A 16,331-nucleotide genomic window follows, 5' to 3' on the forward strand; every position below is an offset into this window, starting at 1 on the left:
CCTAAATAAGATAAGAATCTTAGAAAATGATGAGCAAAAAAAGACAAATCCCAACTCAAATGAAGCATTTGAGTTGGGGTTTGTCGACAGTCTGAAGGCACCTCATCGAGGTGCCTTAATAAAGTTTAGTACACTATGGCCGTCATGATGAGAGTGCCTATTAATCCAACTCCTCCAAGCCCCATCGCCCACATACCAACTGTTTGATCCCCGTTCCGATATCCAAGATATCCTAAAACAATTCCAATCGGGGCTAACAGATAAGGTAAAATAAACAAGGATAGGATAGATAGGATAACCCCTACTAAGGCAATACCAGATCTGTTTGTTACTCCATCACGTTCATTGATCTTTTCAATCTGATTTCGGTCATCTCTTTTGGCAGTTGGTATTACCTTCTGATTAAAAGTTGGAGTTAATTCTGCAGCTAATTCCTCGTCAGTTAATGGCCTATAGTTCTTTAGAACTGTAATTTTCTTTTTATCAGACATGGAACTCCTCCATTCGATAGTTGATCAAATACAGTTCTATCTTTAGTATTCATTTATCTTGGGTAAATATTAGAATTAATTATTGACATTTTTTTTCATACTAGGTACTATCATTACATTTATATGGTGCTTTTTTAATTTCTACCTATGAGGTGTCTTTATGGAGAGAGAATTTACCCTTGGGATCGATATAGATGGAACAGTTACAGATCCATTTACTTTCATCCCCCATTTAAATCAGTATTTTAAGCAAAATTTTAAAATGGAAGATATAACGACCTACGATATTTTAAAGATTTATCATATCACAGAGGAAGAATACGAAAAATGGCATTCAAAATATGGTGCAAGTGTATATCAAAACGCACCATTAGCAAAAGATGCAAAAGAAGTTCTTCTTGACTTACAAAAGAATTATCGTTTGATCTATATTACAGCACGTTCAGAAGAGTATCGTGAACCAACGATGAAATGGTTCGAGAGCAATCAAATCCCTTTTGATCGTGTAGTTATGACAGGAAATGCATTTAAATGCGACCAAGCCATTAAATACCAAGTTGACCTTTTTCTCGAAGATCATTATGATGCGGCTCGAACAATGGGGCAAAAACTTCAAATTCCGATCCTTTTGTTTGATACACCATATAATCAAGGACAATTACCCAATAATGTAATTCGTATTCATTCTTGGAAAGAAGCAAAAAGAATCATTGATCAATATGCCCAAAATAAAAGGTTACGGAAGAACCCGTAACCTTTTTTAACGATTATCTTTTAATTTCCCTTTAGGATCCGTATTAATAGTGCCGTTTGGACGTAATGCAGTCGTTTTTGCTCTTGGATTTTCTAACTTTCTGGGTCCAGGAAAGTCGTGCGCTTTATTTCTCATTAAGATCCTCCTTCACCTCTAAATCCTTTTTTCAAGGTATGAGATAATGGGTCTCTTATGTGTTAGCTTGATCTATGCCTATGACCAAATTGCAACTGGCATATTATCTCCTCATGATTAGCATCTTCTTTTTACGATGAAATTATGATGAATCTTTTTCGCAAAAAAGGGTTCTTTTGGTTTTTATTGATGAATCATGATATAATATAGAGTACTGTTTGAACGAATTTTCGAGGTGACGATTCGTGTTTACTGATGTTAAATATAAAGAGATTGAAAATGATCCTAAATATCTTCTTATTGATGTTCGATCAGAAGGAGAATTTGTGGAAGCATCTATACCAGGGGCCATTAATATTCCATTATTTAACAATGAAGAAAGAGCAAAGGTTGGAACAGTATATAAACAAAAAGGCCCAAACTACGCTAGGGAATTGGGATTAGAAATTGTATCACCAAAAATCCCCTCTCTCATGAAACAAGTCAGAGAATCTTTAAAGGAAAGGCAATATCCGTTATTTTTTTGTTGGCGTGGTGGAATGAGAAGTAAATCCATGGCAACTTTTTATGGTTTAGTTTATGAGGGTAGCTACCGCTTAGAAGGTGGATATCGTTCATATCGTGAGTATATTCTTGGAAGAATTCCATTTATGACAATTGATGTTCCTACATTTGTTTTACATGGAATGACAGGAGTAGGAAAAACGCAACTTTTATATCGATTAAAAGAGAGAGGTTTTACCATTTTAGATTTAGAAGGGCTTGCCGGACATCGTGGTTCCGCTTTTGGTGCGATTGGAATCAATCCCGTGAATCAAAAAATGTTCGACTCTAAATTATATGAAGCTTTAAAAGAAATCCAAAAAGCGGATGCTGTTATCCTTGAGGCTGAAAGTAAACGAATTGGGAAAATTATCATACCTGATCATATCATGGATGCAAAAGAAAAAGGGCAACATATTCTTGTTCATGCATCGATTGATACAAGAATAAGCAGGATTTTAGAAGATTATCAACCTGAACAATATAAAGAATCATTCGTGGCAGCGATTGACCGAATTGAACGAAAATTGCCTACTGATGTTCGACCCCTTATTCGTCAATCACTTGAGATGAATGATTTTTATACGGTCGCAAAATTGCTTTTACAACACTATTATGACCCACGATACCAATACGCAACTGATCAGTATAATGGACCATTTTTTGAAGTCTATAGTGATGATTTAAATAATGCTGTAGACTCAATCAGCCAATTTATTCTAGAACGAATTAACCAACTTCAAACGATCTCATAAAGCCTTAAAAACATTTTAGAAGCATAGCAGCTTGGCTATGCTTTTTCTATTTTTCACCATTATAAAAGTAAGTTGCCTTTCAGAAACTAATATACGAATAGAAAGCATAACGAAAGGCAGTGATCTTCATGCGCTTAATATTAAGAATTACAGCGATTACTTACCTTCTTTTTATCTTAACCATTCACTATACAACTCCAAATCAAAGAATCATAAAACAGCAAAATCAAAAGGTATCTGATCGTGTTGAGAAAAAGGCAGAAAATCAATATATCGCTCAAGATACACACTTAACAAGGCAGATCATGTTTCAGCAATTGGTTACCGATTTGAAAATGCAGTTAAAAACTAATCAAAATCAGGCAATTGAAAACATTCAAAAACAATATCCTAATGTTCACTTTCTACACACTTATAAAGAGCAGATGCTTTCTTTTCAGTCTTTCATGGATCGAAACTTGATAAAGGTGAAGCAATCACCAATTTATTTTCAAAATGGAAAACCTTTTACGAATTTAGATATCCCCATCCGTCAAGGTGCTAGAATCAGCCATTATGTCTTTAAGATTGATGAAGAACTTCCTTCTCATATTCATGTGAAACAACAATCGAGGATGTATACTGTAACCCATCTTCAAAATCATAAATGGGAAACGATACCGACACAGTATCAACCAAGAAAAAAATTAAGTTTAGATATCGAACAAAATCTCCCCGATCTTAAACCAAATGCCGAAACCAAAGGAATCAGTCATTATATTCAAAATGAAGTCCTGATTAAATTTAAAAAAATACCGAATCAGAAAGAACTACAGCTCTTCTTAAATCAATACCAATTGCAACTAAAGAAAAAGCAGGATCACACAATGATTGTCTATTGTCCAACAAGAAGTACGAAAAAATTAATCACCATCCTCGAAAAAGATTCAAGAATAGAATATGTGGAACCGCATTTTATTTATCTGACGAATGAATTAGATAAAAAACCTTCACAAAATCGTCAATCTTTTATTCCAAATGATCGATTATATTTGGATTATCAATGGAACTTACCAAACATCGATACAGAACAAGGTTGGAATTTTACCAAAGGTAACAAGGACATCATCGTTGCTGTTGTTGATACAGGGGTTGATCTTAATCATCCTGAATTTCAAGGCAAATTAGTGAAAGGCTATAATGTAATAAATCCCAACCGTTTACCAATGGATGACGATGGTCATGGTACACATGTGGCAGGAATTATTTCAGCCAATACCAATAATGGACAAGGAATTGCTGGAATTACTTGGTATAATAAAATCATGCCGATTAAGGTATTAGATCAATCAGGCGCAGGAACTTTATTTGATGTTGCTCAAGGAATTATTTGGGCTACCGATCATGGTGCTGATGTAATTAATCTTAGTCTTGGTAATTATGCGGAGTCCAAATACTTACACGATGCGATTCGTTATGCCTTTTCGAAAAACGTTGTGTTAATTGCAGCTACAGGCAATGACAATACGGATCAATTGGGTTATCCTGCTGCTTATCCAGAAGTAATCGGTGTCTCAGCAGTTGATCCAAATCAACAACGAGCAGAGTTTTCAAATTATGGTGATGATGTCGATGTCGTTGCCCCTGGGGTCAATATAGCAAGTACTTATCCAAACAATCGATATGCAGCTTTATCGGGTACATCAATGGCTAGTCCACATGTTGCCGCCCTAGCTGCTTTAATTAAATCTGATAATCCAATGCTTACGAATCGAGAAATTATCAGTATCATTACAAAAACGGCAACGGATTTAGGAATGCGGGGAAAAGATCCATATTTTGGGTATGGAGAAATCAACATTGGGAAAGCTGTTAATTTATCTAACCAATTGAAACAAAAACAAGAAAAAGCATATGACACTCATAGAAAAAGAACATTACCAAAAAAGGAAAATTTCTTTCAGAGATTATTACATTTTTTTAGAAGTTAGCTTGGATAAAAGCTTGTTGAAGTTTATTTTATGAATATGCTTATATGTTTCATAAGCTACGACTTTAGCGAACGAGCTTTCCTACCGACCGTTTATTCAAGGAAAGCCGATAGGTTAGAAGCAACGTTGAAACATATAAGCCACATCAGAACTATTGCTACCAAATTCTTGTACTTTTTTATTAAGTTAAAAAAGCATCCATAAATCGGATGCTTTTCTTCATTATTTAATTGAAGCAAGAATTTTTTGCAGAATGACTTCTTCTGGAACAGCTCCTTCTTGTTCAGCTGCACCATCATTAATCACAGTCTTTGGAACACCCATTACGTTATGTCTACTCGATAATTCTGGGAATTCCATAGCTTCAATCATTTCACCACGTATATGTGGGTTGACCATAGCCATATGATGAGCCACGCGAACTGCGCGAGGGCAGTATGGTCAGGTAGGGGTTACGAAAACAGAAATGGTAACGTCCTGAGTAATATTCTTTAATTGGTCAATCGTAGACTGAGATAAACCTGTTTTATTATTGGCAATATCAATGATATCCTCAATAAGTGTACTAAACTCGTAACCTGAAGGAATTCCATAGAAGCGTACCCCAGTATCCGTACCGTCTTCTTTAACAAAAACAATAGCAGGAAACTTGTCAACTTGATAACGACTTACTTCTTCAGTGTTTTGGTCTTTGTCGAGAATTTGTAAGTCAATTTTATCAGTAAGTGCAGCAAGTTCCTCTAAGATTTCTTGTGTGTCTTCGCAATAATCACAGCCACTTTTTGAGCTAAAGAAACGGATATGGGTCTTACCCTTCATTTGTTCGCTAAACATATTGCGAATTGTTTCTTTATCTCTTTCGTCAATCTTAGCCACTTTCTCATCTCCTTTACTAAATTTGTCAAAGAAAGCCTAACCCTAGCTTTCCAATTTGATGGATATTTAATCTAAATATGTATAATAAAACATTATACATCCATCATTTATTTACTTGGCAAATCCTTGATCAATTAGAGCTTGAACAGCTTCCTTTGCATTCCCTTTTGCACCAACAACAATCTTAATATCTGTCTCACTCATTACCTTTTGCATTCCTGGGCCAGCATGATCTAAAAGGACCATATCTACTTCATGATCCACTAACCAATTCTTAATACCTTCATGATGACCTGGTGCATGGTGATGATGTTCATGATCGTGATCGTGATGGTGATCATGGTTACCATGTGTTTCCGCAAATGGAACAGCAACCTCTTCCCATTTGGTAATTTGCCCATTTTCAATGGTTGCTAGTGCTAATTTGTTAGCTCTTCCAAAATGCGTATTGACCTTTCCATTCGGTAATACCGCAACAGCTACTTTCACTCTAACACCTCCAATTATCGGAAACAAATACCCCATTAGGTATTATTATACTAAAAAAAAGTAATATTGCAAACTGTTTCCTAAACTTTAGTATAACATTTTTAGAAAAAAGAAAGGAAACGAAATACTACAATGTATATCGTTTCCTTTCTTAAGATATTTATGCAAGTCGAAATACGACCCCTAAACCGCCTTTAGGATATTTCCATTCAATATTATCATATGGACAGCCGATTCGGCAGCTACCACATTCATGGCATCCTTCAAAACCGACAAACATTCTTTCTCCTTCCCATTTATATACTTGCGCTGGGCAGAAGAATGTGCAGTATTTTTCTTTACATTTCGTTTTACAGATATTGTGATCTTTAATCACAAGATGAGATTCTTTATCTGATACAAATCGAGTCAGGTACTGAAGATCATCGACATTTACTTTCTTTAGCGGTTGAGCCATTATTTCATCACCTTCCATACTCGGTATAGGTCACGAATGGTATTCACAGTCCCTCTTTCTTGAACCATACCTAAGATTCTCTTTTGTTTCTCCCACTTAGAAGCACCATCTACAGTGAAAATTTCACTAGCAGCACGATTGATCATAGGTATGAATTCTTTGAAGTACTGTGGATGACGATCAAGTGTATGAGCAGCATCTTTGTATTTCTTCAAGTCTTGACCAATGAAGCTTTTCATTAACTTCATTCGGTACGTATCTAACATATTTTCAGAATAGTCTCCCACTTGTTTCGCTAAGATTGCTGTTTCTGCAGCCAATCGACCAGAAGCCATCGCTAAGTTGGAACCTTCTCTATGGATACCATTCACAAGTTGTGCCGCATCGCCAACAACCATCACACCATGACCTACTAATTTTGGAATCGAATGATAACCACCTTCAGGAATTAAGTGTGCTAGGTATTCTTTTGGCTCTCCGCCTTCAATCAATTTGCGCACCATTGGATGTTGTTTCAATGTTTCGAGTAATTCGTAAGGACGCAATTGATGTTTCATGAGTCCAGATAACAATGTTCCAACACCGATACTGATGCTTTCCTTATTCGTATAAATAAAGGAAGTACCAAGAAGCCCCTTTGTTGAATCACCGAAAATTTCGATCGTTGCACCTTGGTTCGGTTCTAAGTTAAAGCGTTCTTCAATTTTCTCAGAAGGAAGATTAATAACCTGCATGACAGCAAGTGCCACTTCATCCGGTCTTAATTCTTTATGAAACCCTAGTTGCTTCGCTAATAAGGAGTTGACACCGTCAGCCAAAATAACGATATCTGCATACACATCTCCATCTGGTCGATCTGTCCGAACACCAATCACTTTACCATCTTCGACAATTGCTTCCGTCACAACCGTTTCATTGATGAGTAGTGCACCTTGTTCTACTGCTTTTCCTGCAAACCATTGATCAAATTTAGCCCGTAGTACGGTAAAGTTATTGTAAGGGGCTTCTGCCCACTCCAATCCCTTATAACCAGCCTGGAATACGGATTGCTCATCAAGCATCCAAAACCGTTGTTCAACGATTGGTCGTTCAAATGGTGCTCCCTGCTCGATGAAGTCTGGAATAATTTCTTGTAATTGATGGCGATACATCACACCACCCATGACGTTCTTAGCACCTGGGTATTCCCCACGTTCAAACATAATGACATTAAGTCCCGCTTTTGCCAAAGTATAAGCAGCTGAAGAGCCAGCAGGACCGGCACCGACAACAATCACATCAAATTTCTCAGCCATGTTTTCTCTCCCCACCCTGCTTTAATTTCTTAAACTCTTCAATGAACTTAGGAACAATCTCGAATGCATCCCCTACAATCGCATATGTACACTTTTCAAAGATCTGTGCATTTGGATCTTTATTAATGGCTACTACGATTTCAGAGTTTTCCATACCAACCGTATGTTGCACAGCTCCTGAAATACCAATTGCAAAATATAACTTTGGAGCTACTGTTGTTCCCGTCTGTCCAACTTGTTGTGAGTGACTAGCCCAACCAGCTTCTACAGCGTCGCGACTAGCTCCAACAGCTGCACCTAATACCTCAGCTAGTTCATGAACAAGTCTGAAGCCTTTCTCATCTTGTAACCCTTTACCACCAGCAACGATGATATCAGCATCAGAAAGGCGAATTTTATCACTAACGTCAAGAGCAACACTAATCACTTTTGTTCTTAAATCTGCTTCTTTTACATTAATTTTTTCCTCGATCAGGTTACCTGTACGTCCTGCTATTGGTTGAATTGCTTTAAACACCTTAGGACGAACAGATGCCATTTGTGGTCTCTGAACTTTACATAGAATGGTTGCCATGATGTTACCACCCATTGCTGGACGGGAAGCTTCAAGTAAACGATTTTGCATATCAATATCAAGACGTGTTGTATCTGCTGTTAACCCTGTCCCTAATTCAGTTGCAACTGTACTTGCTAGGTCACGACCGATTGCAGTTGCACCAAATAAGAGAATTTCTGGTTTATATTTTCGAACGAAATCTACAACACCGACTTGGTAAGCTTCTGAACGATACTGATCTAATACTGGATCATCCATTAGATATACTGTATCGGCTCCATGCTCATATAATGTTTTGGTAAGGTGTCGAACATTATTTCCTAGTAATACACCTGCTAATTCTACACCTAATTTATCTGCTAGTTTTCTACCTTCTCCTAGCAATTCAAGAGATACAGGAGCAATTTTCCCATTTCGTTGTTCGATATAAATCCAAACACCCTGATACTCAGATTCTGGTAGTTTCACAGCTGGTTTCTCAATCACCTGAGCTACTTGAGCTGGTTTTTCATCCACTTCTGCTTTTGTTTCTATTTTTTGTTCCTTAGGTTCAACGACTGGTTCTGATGCAGCAGCTGGTTTTACTCCCTCAGGTAAGGTAATGGCATTTGTAGGACAAACTTCAATGCACTCTCCGCATTCTACACATTTATCAGGAATGACTTCTGCTTTCGTATCCCCTAAGAAAAGAGCCTCATGCGGGCAAGTATCAACACAAGCACCACAAGAAATACAAAGAGTTGAGATAGATACAGCCATTTCCTACACTCCTTCCTTAGCAAACAAACCATGAACGTTTAATAGTTTATCTATGACTTTTGCTACTTTTTCATCCGCAGTTCCTTCGATTCTCTCTCCTCCCGATTGCTTAGGTGGAGCGAAAATCTTACCAACAACTGTTGGGGAGCCTTTTAATCCTAATTGATTTCGATCAACTTCAATATCGTTTGTTGTCCAAACGATCGGCTGATATTTTGCAGCTCGAATCATATTCGGCAAAGGAGAATAGGTTAACTCATTGATCTCTTTTTCAACCGTTAATAAACAAGGTAATTTTGATTCAACAATTTCGTGCCCATCTTCAATTTTACGCTGAACACGAATGGTACGGTCATTGACTGAAAAACTCTCAATCTGATCCACTTGGGTTAACACAGGAATCCCTAATCTTCTTGCCACTCCAGGCCCTACCTGTGCAGTATCCCCGTCAATAGCTTGCTTACCAGCAAAAATTAGGTCAACTGGTTCTTTTTCCATTACTTTTTTTAGAGCTTGAGTTAATGCATAACTAGTCGCTAATGTATCTGATCCTGCAAATGCACGGTCCGAAATAAGGTAACCTTCATCTGCACCTAATTCGATACATTTCTTAATGGTACTGACGGCCATAGGAGGTCCCATGGAAATGACTGTCACTTTACCACCGTATTTTTGTTTCAATCGTACTGCTTCTTCAACTGCATGTGCATCGTAAGGGTTAATAATTGATGGAGCACTACTGCGATCAAGTGTATTTGTCACAGGATCCAATTTAACGACACTGGTGTCAGGAACTTGCTTAACAAATACGACATAATGCATGTTGTTTCACATCCTCTCCCTGAATAATTAACGAAATAGTTTGGTTGTTTTTTGTACATTTCTTTTACATAAAAATCTTTGCGGATTTTTTCACAAAGCATCTTAATTTAAGGATAGACAATAATCCAAAGATATGCAATTATTATTTTTGACTTCTCAAAAGATTTTTGATTGTAGATAACGCCATGACGAAAACATCGAGCAATTGAGGTTTATAAACTTTTTCACAAGGTCCATCAATACCCCTAATATATTTTTTTAACTGATCTTGCATTTGAACTCTCCATAACTCTCGTTCTTTTTGAATTTGTTGTAAACTATTGACAAATCCTAAGTTCAAATAGCATTCATCGGGATTTTGCTCTATTACCTCTCGACTTAAATGATATATTGATTTTAATTGTAATGATGGTTTAATCACAATGACATTGATCACATTTGCCTTCAGTTGCTGAATGAGTTCATCTTCATTTCGCAATGGTAATCTCGAAAAATGAAATTCAGATTGAAAATAGATCGAGCCATTTTCATCGATGGATAATGTAAGGAATTCATATTTAGAAAACGGGGTTTCGTTCGGTACAATCGCAGCGATTTTGTCCATTTTTTAATTCTCTTTTCTTCTTACTTGTCTTTTTTTAGAATAACACCAATAAAAAAGCTTTGACAACAAATGCCAAAGCTTAAATTCATTTTATTCAAAAATCTCGACTCGAACATTTCTTTTGACCCCAAATTCTAATGCGTCATCTACATTTTCAAAATAGACGTCAATTTTATTTCCCTTAATTGCCCCACCTGTATCTTGTGCAATTCGATAGCCCATTCCCTCAATATAGATCCTTGAACCAATCGGAATCACTCGTGGGTCAACTGCAACCGTTACTCCCTCTTTTGCCCTTGCTCCAGAAGCAGTGATACCGTAACCTGGATCACCTGGTCGTTTCCCTGTAGATTCTGGTCCAGCAGTATAGGCGGTTAGAGTATAGAATCCTAATATTTTTCTTTGAGATCGACTTACTGAACTCATTGTTGCAACGTCATTTTTCGGTAATTTTATTGTTGATCCAATAGCAAGAGCGTTTGCTTTTACATTAGGATTCATACGAAGAATAGCGTCTACGGTTATACGGTATTTTTGGGCAATCTCCCATAAGGTATCACCCCTTTTAATTTCATAAACACTGGTTTGTGACTCTTGTTCAAGGTTTTGCGTTTCATTTAAAGCTGTGGCATTTAACACTTCTTGCTGGTTAGGAATTTTGATCGTACTACCTATTACAAGAGCTAAAGGATCAATACCTGGGTTTAACTCTACAATTTTTTTCCAATCGATATTGTATTTTTTACCAATTGAATATAAGGTATCTCCATTACTTACTTGGTAATCAATCATTGTTGGTTCGAAAGGTTGCATGATTTCTGTCTCCAGCTCAATATTATCAAATACTAGCATTCTAGCAAAAACAGTAGAACTAAAAAAGATAGAGAAAATAAGTAACAAAAATCCTGTCTTTCGAAATTTCATTCACAAACCCCTTTCAATCATGAAACATGATATTTCTGTTATATTCCATCATTGACAAAGTTTGTGAATCCTATACATTTTAATTATTCTGTTACATAGAGTTAGTAGATTTTCTTCATACTATTCTTGAGGTGATTTTATGAACAAAAAGGAAAAAAAAGAATTTGCTAAAAAAGCTATGGAGGCCAAAGATACTCCTCTTGATCATTGGAGCAAGGATGTAGATCCTGCAATTATGGCTGGAGATGAATGGGTAGACAAAAAAAATGATTTTGGTCATGCAACAACTGAGAATAAGGAATTGCATAAAGGAATTAATGCACAAAGCGGAACATTTATGCACCCCGTTCATGACGTTTCTTATGGCAAGGATTAAATAAAAAACGATTCACAAATTGGGCTGTTGACTTTTTATGACTACAGCCCTTTTTCTATTTCATGATCGGATTCCCTCCCACTTCCAAATAGGCAAATATCCCCGTTACAGTTATTTGCCTACCTGAATATCGTGATATGGAGATCAATTAGAGGAGGAATTGTTGGTGAATAGACCAATGGACTTATTACTCAAATATCAAGAGATAGAGTTCGCTGCAGCTGAAGTAAGGCTCTATCTAGATACCCATCCATTTGATCAAAGAGCTCAATGTGATTTCAAACGGTACACTTACCAAATGATGATGATGCGACCTCAACTTGAGCGTATATTTGGTCCATTGACCCATGAATATTCACAAGAAAATCCAGCCCGCTGGGTCGAAGAACCATGGCCATGGGAATTAATCTATTAGAAAGGAGCGGAAAAGCACAATGTGGATTTATGAGAAAAAATTACAACGGCCAATTCGGATTGAAAGGCCGGATTTAGGCATTGCAAAGTTCTTAATTACCCAATATGGTGGACCAGACGGCGAACTTTCTGCAGCACTACGTTATCTTAATCAAAGATATAGTATGCCAAACAAACGGGCAAAAGCCCTTTTAACCGATATAGGCACAGAAGAATTAGGTCATTTGGAAATGATTGCTACGATGGTTCATAAGCTAACCAAAGGCGCAACACCAGAAGAGATGAGGATGGCAGGATTAGGTTCCCACTATGCCGATCACGAGAAAGCATTATTTTATGTGGATGCAAATGGTAATCCTTGGACTGCTTCTTACATTCAAGCAAAAGGAGACCCGATTGCCGACATTATGGAGGATATTGCTGCTGAGGAAAAGGCTCGTGCTACGTATCAACACTTAATCAATCTAACAGATGATCCTGGATTAATTGATGCTCTTAAGTTCTTAAGAGAACGGGAAGTCGTCCACTCCCAACGTTTTAGAGAGATTCTTTATATCTTAAGGGAAGAGAAAAGTCACAAACTATTTCCAGGTCAGATCTTAGAGACAAAAGATATTTTTACCAATAACAAAGTAACACCAGACGATATTCTTGATTAATCTTCATCCTAAACCGAAAGGAGGTTTTTTATGTTGAGAAGAAGACCCTACCCTCCTATTCCCATACCACCAGTGAAAAGAATACCCCTGCCTCCTCAAGATTACACAAAACAATTCCCACTAGATAAAGCTCTTATGAAAGGGACATTATTTAAATGGTTGTATGATCCATACGTAAAACGATTTTTTTAAAGTTTAGGCCCCGTTGAAACGGGGTTTTTTATTCTAATGAAAAAATGAAAACGTTTTATATTTTTTTTAAAAAAAGTATTCTAAATTTCTATATACATGTTATAATTTAACTTAAAATTATGAATATTTAGTATAAAAATATTAATTTAATGGGGTGAGTAAAAATGTCAGAACTAGAAAATCGTATTAGGGACAAAAGTTTACTTAGTAAGATTATGAAACCAGAAGACACTATTAAATTTTTTGAGGAAGCTGGAGCTGGAAAGAGAAGTGTGAATCTCGGATGGTCTGGGTTTACCCCAGTTGGATATCCAAAAGTTGTGCCTATCGCTTTGGCTGATCACGTTGAAAAAAATAATCTTCAGGGGAAATGGAAATTCAACCTGTTTACAGGTGCATCAGTTGGTGCTGAAACTGAAGACAGATGGGCAACTCTTGATATGATCGATAGAAGATGGCCATACCAAACAGGTAAAAATATTGCTAAGGGGATCAATTCAGGTAAAATTAAATTTGGCGATAAACACCTTTCAATGTTTCCACAAGATTTGAAATATGGGTTTTATACCAAAGATGAAGGTGGGAAACTTGATATTGCAATAATCGAGGCTTCTGCCATTACCGAAGATGGTAACATTGTTCTGACAGGTGCTGTTGGTTCAGCTCCTGAGATCATTGACATAGCGGACAAAATTATCGTTGAAATAAATACCGGACTCCCCTCATTTGAAGGTATGCATGATATTGTTGTTTCAGACTTGCCACCGTATAGAAAAATTATACCAATAACTGATCTAAGACAAAGAATAGGTACCCCCTGGTGTCCAACTGACAAGAGTAAAATTATTGCTATCGTTGAATCAACATTACCCGATAACGGTAGGGCACTAAGAGGTACAGATGAAGTAGCACAGGCAATTGCCGATAATATTATCGACTTTTTTACCACTGAAGTAAAAGCTGGTAGATTACCTAAAAACCTTCTACCACTTCAATCTGGAGTTGGTTCAATTGCAAATGCAGTAGTAGGCGGGCTCGTAAATTCACCATTTGAAAACTTAACTGTATATACAGAGGTATTACAGGACACATTTTTACCTTTCCTTGATTCTGGCAAATGTAAATATATCAACTGTACATCTCTCTCGCTATCAAACGAAGGTTTTTCAGAATGGTGGGAAAAGTTTGACAAATATAAAGAGATGGTTCTAATGAGACCACAACAAATATCAAATAATCCAGAAGTGATTAGAAGACTTGGAGTTATAGCTATGAACACCCCTGTTGAATTTGATATCTATGCACATGCAAACTCTACCAATGTTGGTGGAAGCAGAATGATAAATGGCATTGGCGGTTCTGGTGATTTTGAAAGAAACGCATTTATTTCAATTATGCATGCTCCATCTGTCAGACCGACAAAAACGGATGAATTTGGTATTTCTGGTGTTGTTCCAAAAGTCCCTCACGTTGACCATACGGAACATGATATTGATGTGCTTGTTACTGAACAAGGACTTGCTGATTTAAGAGGGCTTGCACCAAAAGATCGAGCACGTGAGATTATCAAAAAATGTGCTCATCCTGCATACAAAGATTATTTATTTGATTATCTGGAAAGAGCTGAAAAAGCTACAGGTTATGCACACGAACCACATATATTAAGTGAAGCATACAAACTTCATATAAGTCTTGAAGAAAATGGTACAATGAGATTTTGGAACAAATAGGTTAGAGGTTAGAAATTGGAAACTTAGTTGTTTGAAACTTGAACCCCCCGTCGGTCGACACGGGGGGTTTTATTTCATATATTCTTCTTGCTTCTTCTATTCACCTTGTTCTAATTGCCTTTTTCGATAAATGATAAACATCCATTTATATAAAAGGGCACTAATGATACTTAGTATAAAGATTCCACTTAAAATGATTCTCGGTTGAAAAAATCCAGCTAACGTAACTGCTAGAGGTGCTATCGCTCTTCCAATAGTAAACTGAAGAGATGATGCACCTAAATATTGACCTCTTTGATCTTCTGGGGCCATTTCTGTAATAAAATTCTGGATGACTGGAGTTCGAATCAGTTCTGCTAATGTAAAGAGCGCCATTAATCCAATCAATATCCAAACATTGGTAGTAAATGCAATCAACCAATAACTTAAACCAAATAACAACGAAGAGATAATCAATGCTTTTTCATCCGACCAAGCTTTAATTTTCTGGCTCACCCAGACTGTGAATAATACAACGAGAAGACCATTTTCAGAGATCATCCAGCCAAAAAGCTTCTCGCCAGTTACTTGAATTTCCCAAAATCCCAGATTCATAACTTGGCTCGGTACGTACTTCTTCAGATATACCCCCAAGTATAAGTCCATCTGCATAAAGACTTGCGAGATCAATATACCTGCAACCATGTAAAGAAAAAATACCCTATCTGTAAAAATAACCATATAATTTTTCAATTGAGCGGTTAAATTCCTTCCCTTTGTTGAATCCTTCGCCGTTAAAGGCAGCGTTTCCCGCAAAACCTTCACCATTACGATGAATATCATAAAGGTGATCATCGAAGAAATGAGAATCATGTATTGCCGATAATTAAAAAAGAAAAAAGATCCAATAATCGGTCCGATCACAACTCCCAAATTAACAGCCGTATAGAAAGCTGCAAAGATTGGCCTGCGTTCCTCTAAAGGAACTAGGTCAGCAACCATTGCCATACTCGCAGGATGATAGATGCTTCCCATCATCGATATTCCTATGAATATCAAATAATCGACCCATGGTGAAAAAGAAAAGGCAAAAATGAAAAGCGCGATCGCTTGTACCCCTAACGAAAAAACCATCATTCGTTTTCGCCCAAAACGATCTGCAGCAGATCCCCCGAAAAGATTTGCGATTACTCCTAGAATCGGAGGAATTATCATTAATGTGCCTGTTAATTGTTCACCAAACTGATCAATAAAATATAATGTCATGAAAGGAAAGAACATCCAAAATAAAATACTATTAATTGTTTCAGCAATAATTCTAACCCTTAGATTCAGATCCCAATGTTTGAGATTCATATTGTAATTCCTCCAAAGTTCTTTCGACTCTCATAATATTACCATGATTCTCATAATCTAGAAATAAGAATTAAAAAAAGTGAAGTCCTTAAAATATTCCCATAAAATCTATATTCAATGATTCTACATTGAAGTATAATAGGATTATCACAAGGCATTCTGGCAAATCAAGTTCTTCGTGTTTTGTATTTTTTA

Annotated in this window: 18 protein-coding genes and 2 pseudogenes; 8 read left to right on the forward strand and 12 right to left on the reverse strand. The window is 36.7% G+C overall.

What is annotated here, in order from left to right; all coding sequences use genetic code 11:
* Window positions 1-125: 125 nt before the first annotated feature.
* Window positions 126-491, reverse strand: coding sequence for a DUF4190 domain-containing protein (locus EDD72_RS02640; RefSeq protein ID WP_132767088.1), 366 nt, complete (start codon window positions 489-491; stop codon window positions 126-128).
* Window positions 492-651: 160 nt separating this feature from the next.
* On the opposite strand from EDD72_RS02640, the gene EDD72_RS02645 reads away from it, so the two are divergent.
* Window positions 652-1,245, forward strand: coding sequence for a 5' nucleotidase, NT5C type (locus EDD72_RS02645; RefSeq protein WP_132767089.1), 594 nt, complete (start codon window positions 652-654; stop codon window positions 1,243-1,245).
* Window positions 1,246-1,251: 6 nt separating this feature from the next.
* Here the strand turns inward: EDD72_RS02645 and sspK are convergent, their stop codons facing one another.
* Window positions 1,252-1,380, reverse strand: coding sequence for a small acid-soluble spore protein K (sspK, locus tag EDD72_RS02650; RefSeq protein WP_132767090.1), 129 nt, complete (start codon window positions 1,378-1,380; stop codon window positions 1,252-1,254).
* A gap of 245 nt (window positions 1,381-1,625) precedes the next feature.
* On the opposite strand from sspK, the gene mnmH reads away from it, so the two are divergent.
* Together mnmH and EDD72_RS02660 are read left to right on the forward strand one after the other, a co-directional pair.
* Window positions 1,626-2,678 carry a tRNA 2-selenouridine(34) synthase MnmH gene (gene mnmH / locus EDD72_RS02655; RefSeq protein WP_243643757.1) on the forward strand — a complete coding sequence of 351 codons (1,053 nt, stop codon included), beginning with the start codon at window positions 1,626-1,628 and terminating at the stop codon, window positions 2,676-2,678.
* 128 nt (window positions 2,679-2,806) lie between these two features.
* Window positions 2,807-4,648: a S8 family peptidase gene (locus tag EDD72_RS02660; protein ID WP_132767091.1), complete on the forward strand. Its 1,842-nt coding sequence runs from the start codon at window positions 2,807-2,809 to the stop codon at window positions 4,646-4,648.
* A 222-nt stretch (window positions 4,649-4,870) separates the two neighbouring features.
* Here EDD72_RS02660 and EDD72_RS13145 read toward each other — a convergent pair.
* The 9 genes and pseudogenes from EDD72_RS13145 to EDD72_RS02700 all read right to left on the reverse strand — a co-directional run.
* Window positions 4,871-5,077, reverse strand: a pseudogene (locus tag EDD72_RS13145) (thioredoxin family protein); the annotation flags it as partial.
* Window positions 5,078-5,089: 12 nt separating this feature from the next.
* Window positions 5,090-5,524 carry a thioredoxin domain-containing protein gene (locus tag EDD72_RS13150; RefSeq protein ID WP_207893627.1) on the reverse strand — a complete coding sequence of 145 codons (435 nt, stop codon included), beginning with the start codon at window positions 5,522-5,524 and terminating at the stop codon, window positions 5,090-5,092.
* Window positions 5,525-5,635: 111 nt separating this feature from the next.
* On the reverse strand, window positions 5,636-6,013 hold the full coding sequence (locus EDD72_RS02670) for a NifB/NifX family molybdenum-iron cluster-binding protein (RefSeq protein ID WP_165894946.1): 378 nt from the start codon (window positions 6,011-6,013) through the stop codon (window positions 5,636-5,638).
* A gap of 160 nt (window positions 6,014-6,173) precedes the next feature.
* Entirely contained in the window at window positions 6,174-6,488 is a 315-nt protein-coding gene (locus EDD72_RS02675; protein ID WP_132767094.1) for a ferredoxin family protein, read from the reverse strand.
* On the reverse strand, window positions 6,470-7,765 hold the full coding sequence (locus EDD72_RS02680; protein WP_132767095.1) for an FAD-dependent oxidoreductase: 1,296 nt from the start codon (window positions 7,763-7,765) through the stop codon (window positions 6,470-6,472). The genes EDD72_RS02675 and EDD72_RS02680 overlap by 19 nt, the downstream gene beginning before the upstream one ends.
* Window positions 7,758-9,080: an electron transfer flavoprotein subunit alpha gene (locus tag EDD72_RS02685; protein WP_132767096.1), complete on the reverse strand. Its 1,323-nt coding sequence runs from the start codon at window positions 9,078-9,080 to the stop codon at window positions 7,758-7,760. Before EDD72_RS02685 ends, EDD72_RS02680 begins: the two co-directional genes overlap by 8 nt.
* 3 nt (window positions 9,081-9,083) lie before the next feature.
* Window positions 9,084-9,902, reverse strand: a complete 819-nt coding sequence (locus tag EDD72_RS02690; protein ID WP_132767097.1) for an electron transfer flavoprotein subunit beta/FixA family protein — start codon at window positions 9,900-9,902, stop codon at window positions 9,084-9,086.
* A gap of 142 nt (window positions 9,903-10,044) precedes the next feature.
* Window positions 10,045-10,506: a hypothetical protein gene (locus EDD72_RS02695; RefSeq protein WP_132767098.1), complete on the reverse strand. Its 462-nt coding sequence runs from the start codon at window positions 10,504-10,506 to the stop codon at window positions 10,045-10,047.
* Between the two features lie 90 nt (window positions 10,507-10,596).
* Window positions 10,597-11,430 (reverse strand): LysM peptidoglycan-binding domain-containing protein, encoded by an 834-nt coding sequence (locus EDD72_RS02700; RefSeq protein WP_132767099.1) that lies wholly within the window; start codon window positions 11,428-11,430, stop codon window positions 10,597-10,599.
* Between the two features lie 139 nt (window positions 11,431-11,569).
* On the opposite strand from EDD72_RS02700, the gene EDD72_RS02705 reads away from it, so the two are divergent.
* The 5 genes and pseudogenes from EDD72_RS02705 (at window position 11,570) to EDD72_RS02725 (ending at window position 14,801) form a co-directional block, all read left to right on the forward strand.
* A complete protein-coding gene (locus tag EDD72_RS02705) occupies window positions 11,570-11,806 on the forward strand; it encodes a DUF3905 domain-containing protein (RefSeq protein ID WP_132767100.1) in 237 nt (78 codons plus the stop codon).
* A gap of 166 nt (window positions 11,807-11,972) precedes the next feature.
* Window positions 11,973-12,221, forward strand: a complete 249-nt coding sequence (locus EDD72_RS02710) for a spore coat protein CotJB (protein WP_207893628.1) — start codon at window positions 11,973-11,975, stop codon at window positions 12,219-12,221.
* Between the two features lie 19 nt (window positions 12,222-12,240).
* Window positions 12,241-12,807 (forward strand): annotated as a pseudogene (locus EDD72_RS02715) (manganese catalase family protein); the annotation flags it as partial.
* Between the two features lie 102 nt (window positions 12,808-12,909).
* Window positions 12,910-13,071: a spore coat associated protein CotJA gene (locus EDD72_RS13060; protein WP_132767102.1), complete on the forward strand. Its 162-nt coding sequence runs from the start codon at window positions 12,910-12,912 to the stop codon at window positions 13,069-13,071.
* A 164-nt stretch (window positions 13,072-13,235) separates the two neighbouring features.
* Window positions 13,236-14,801, forward strand: a complete 1,566-nt coding sequence (locus tag EDD72_RS02725; RefSeq protein ID WP_132767103.1) for an acetyl-CoA hydrolase/transferase C-terminal domain-containing protein — start codon at window positions 13,236-13,238, stop codon at window positions 14,799-14,801.
* A gap of 96 nt (window positions 14,802-14,897) precedes the next feature.
* Here the strand turns inward: EDD72_RS02725 and EDD72_RS02730 are convergent, their stop codons facing one another.
* Entirely contained in the window at window positions 14,898-16,136 is a 1,239-nt protein-coding gene (locus EDD72_RS02730; protein ID WP_132767104.1) for an MDR family MFS transporter, read from the reverse strand.
* Window positions 16,137-16,331: the final 195 nt, after the last annotated feature.

Source organism: Tepidibacillus fermentans, from assembly GCF_004342885.1.
GTDB classification, from domain to species: domain Bacteria; phylum Bacillota; class Bacilli; order Tepidibacillales; family Tepidibacillaceae; genus Tepidibacillus; species Tepidibacillus fermentans.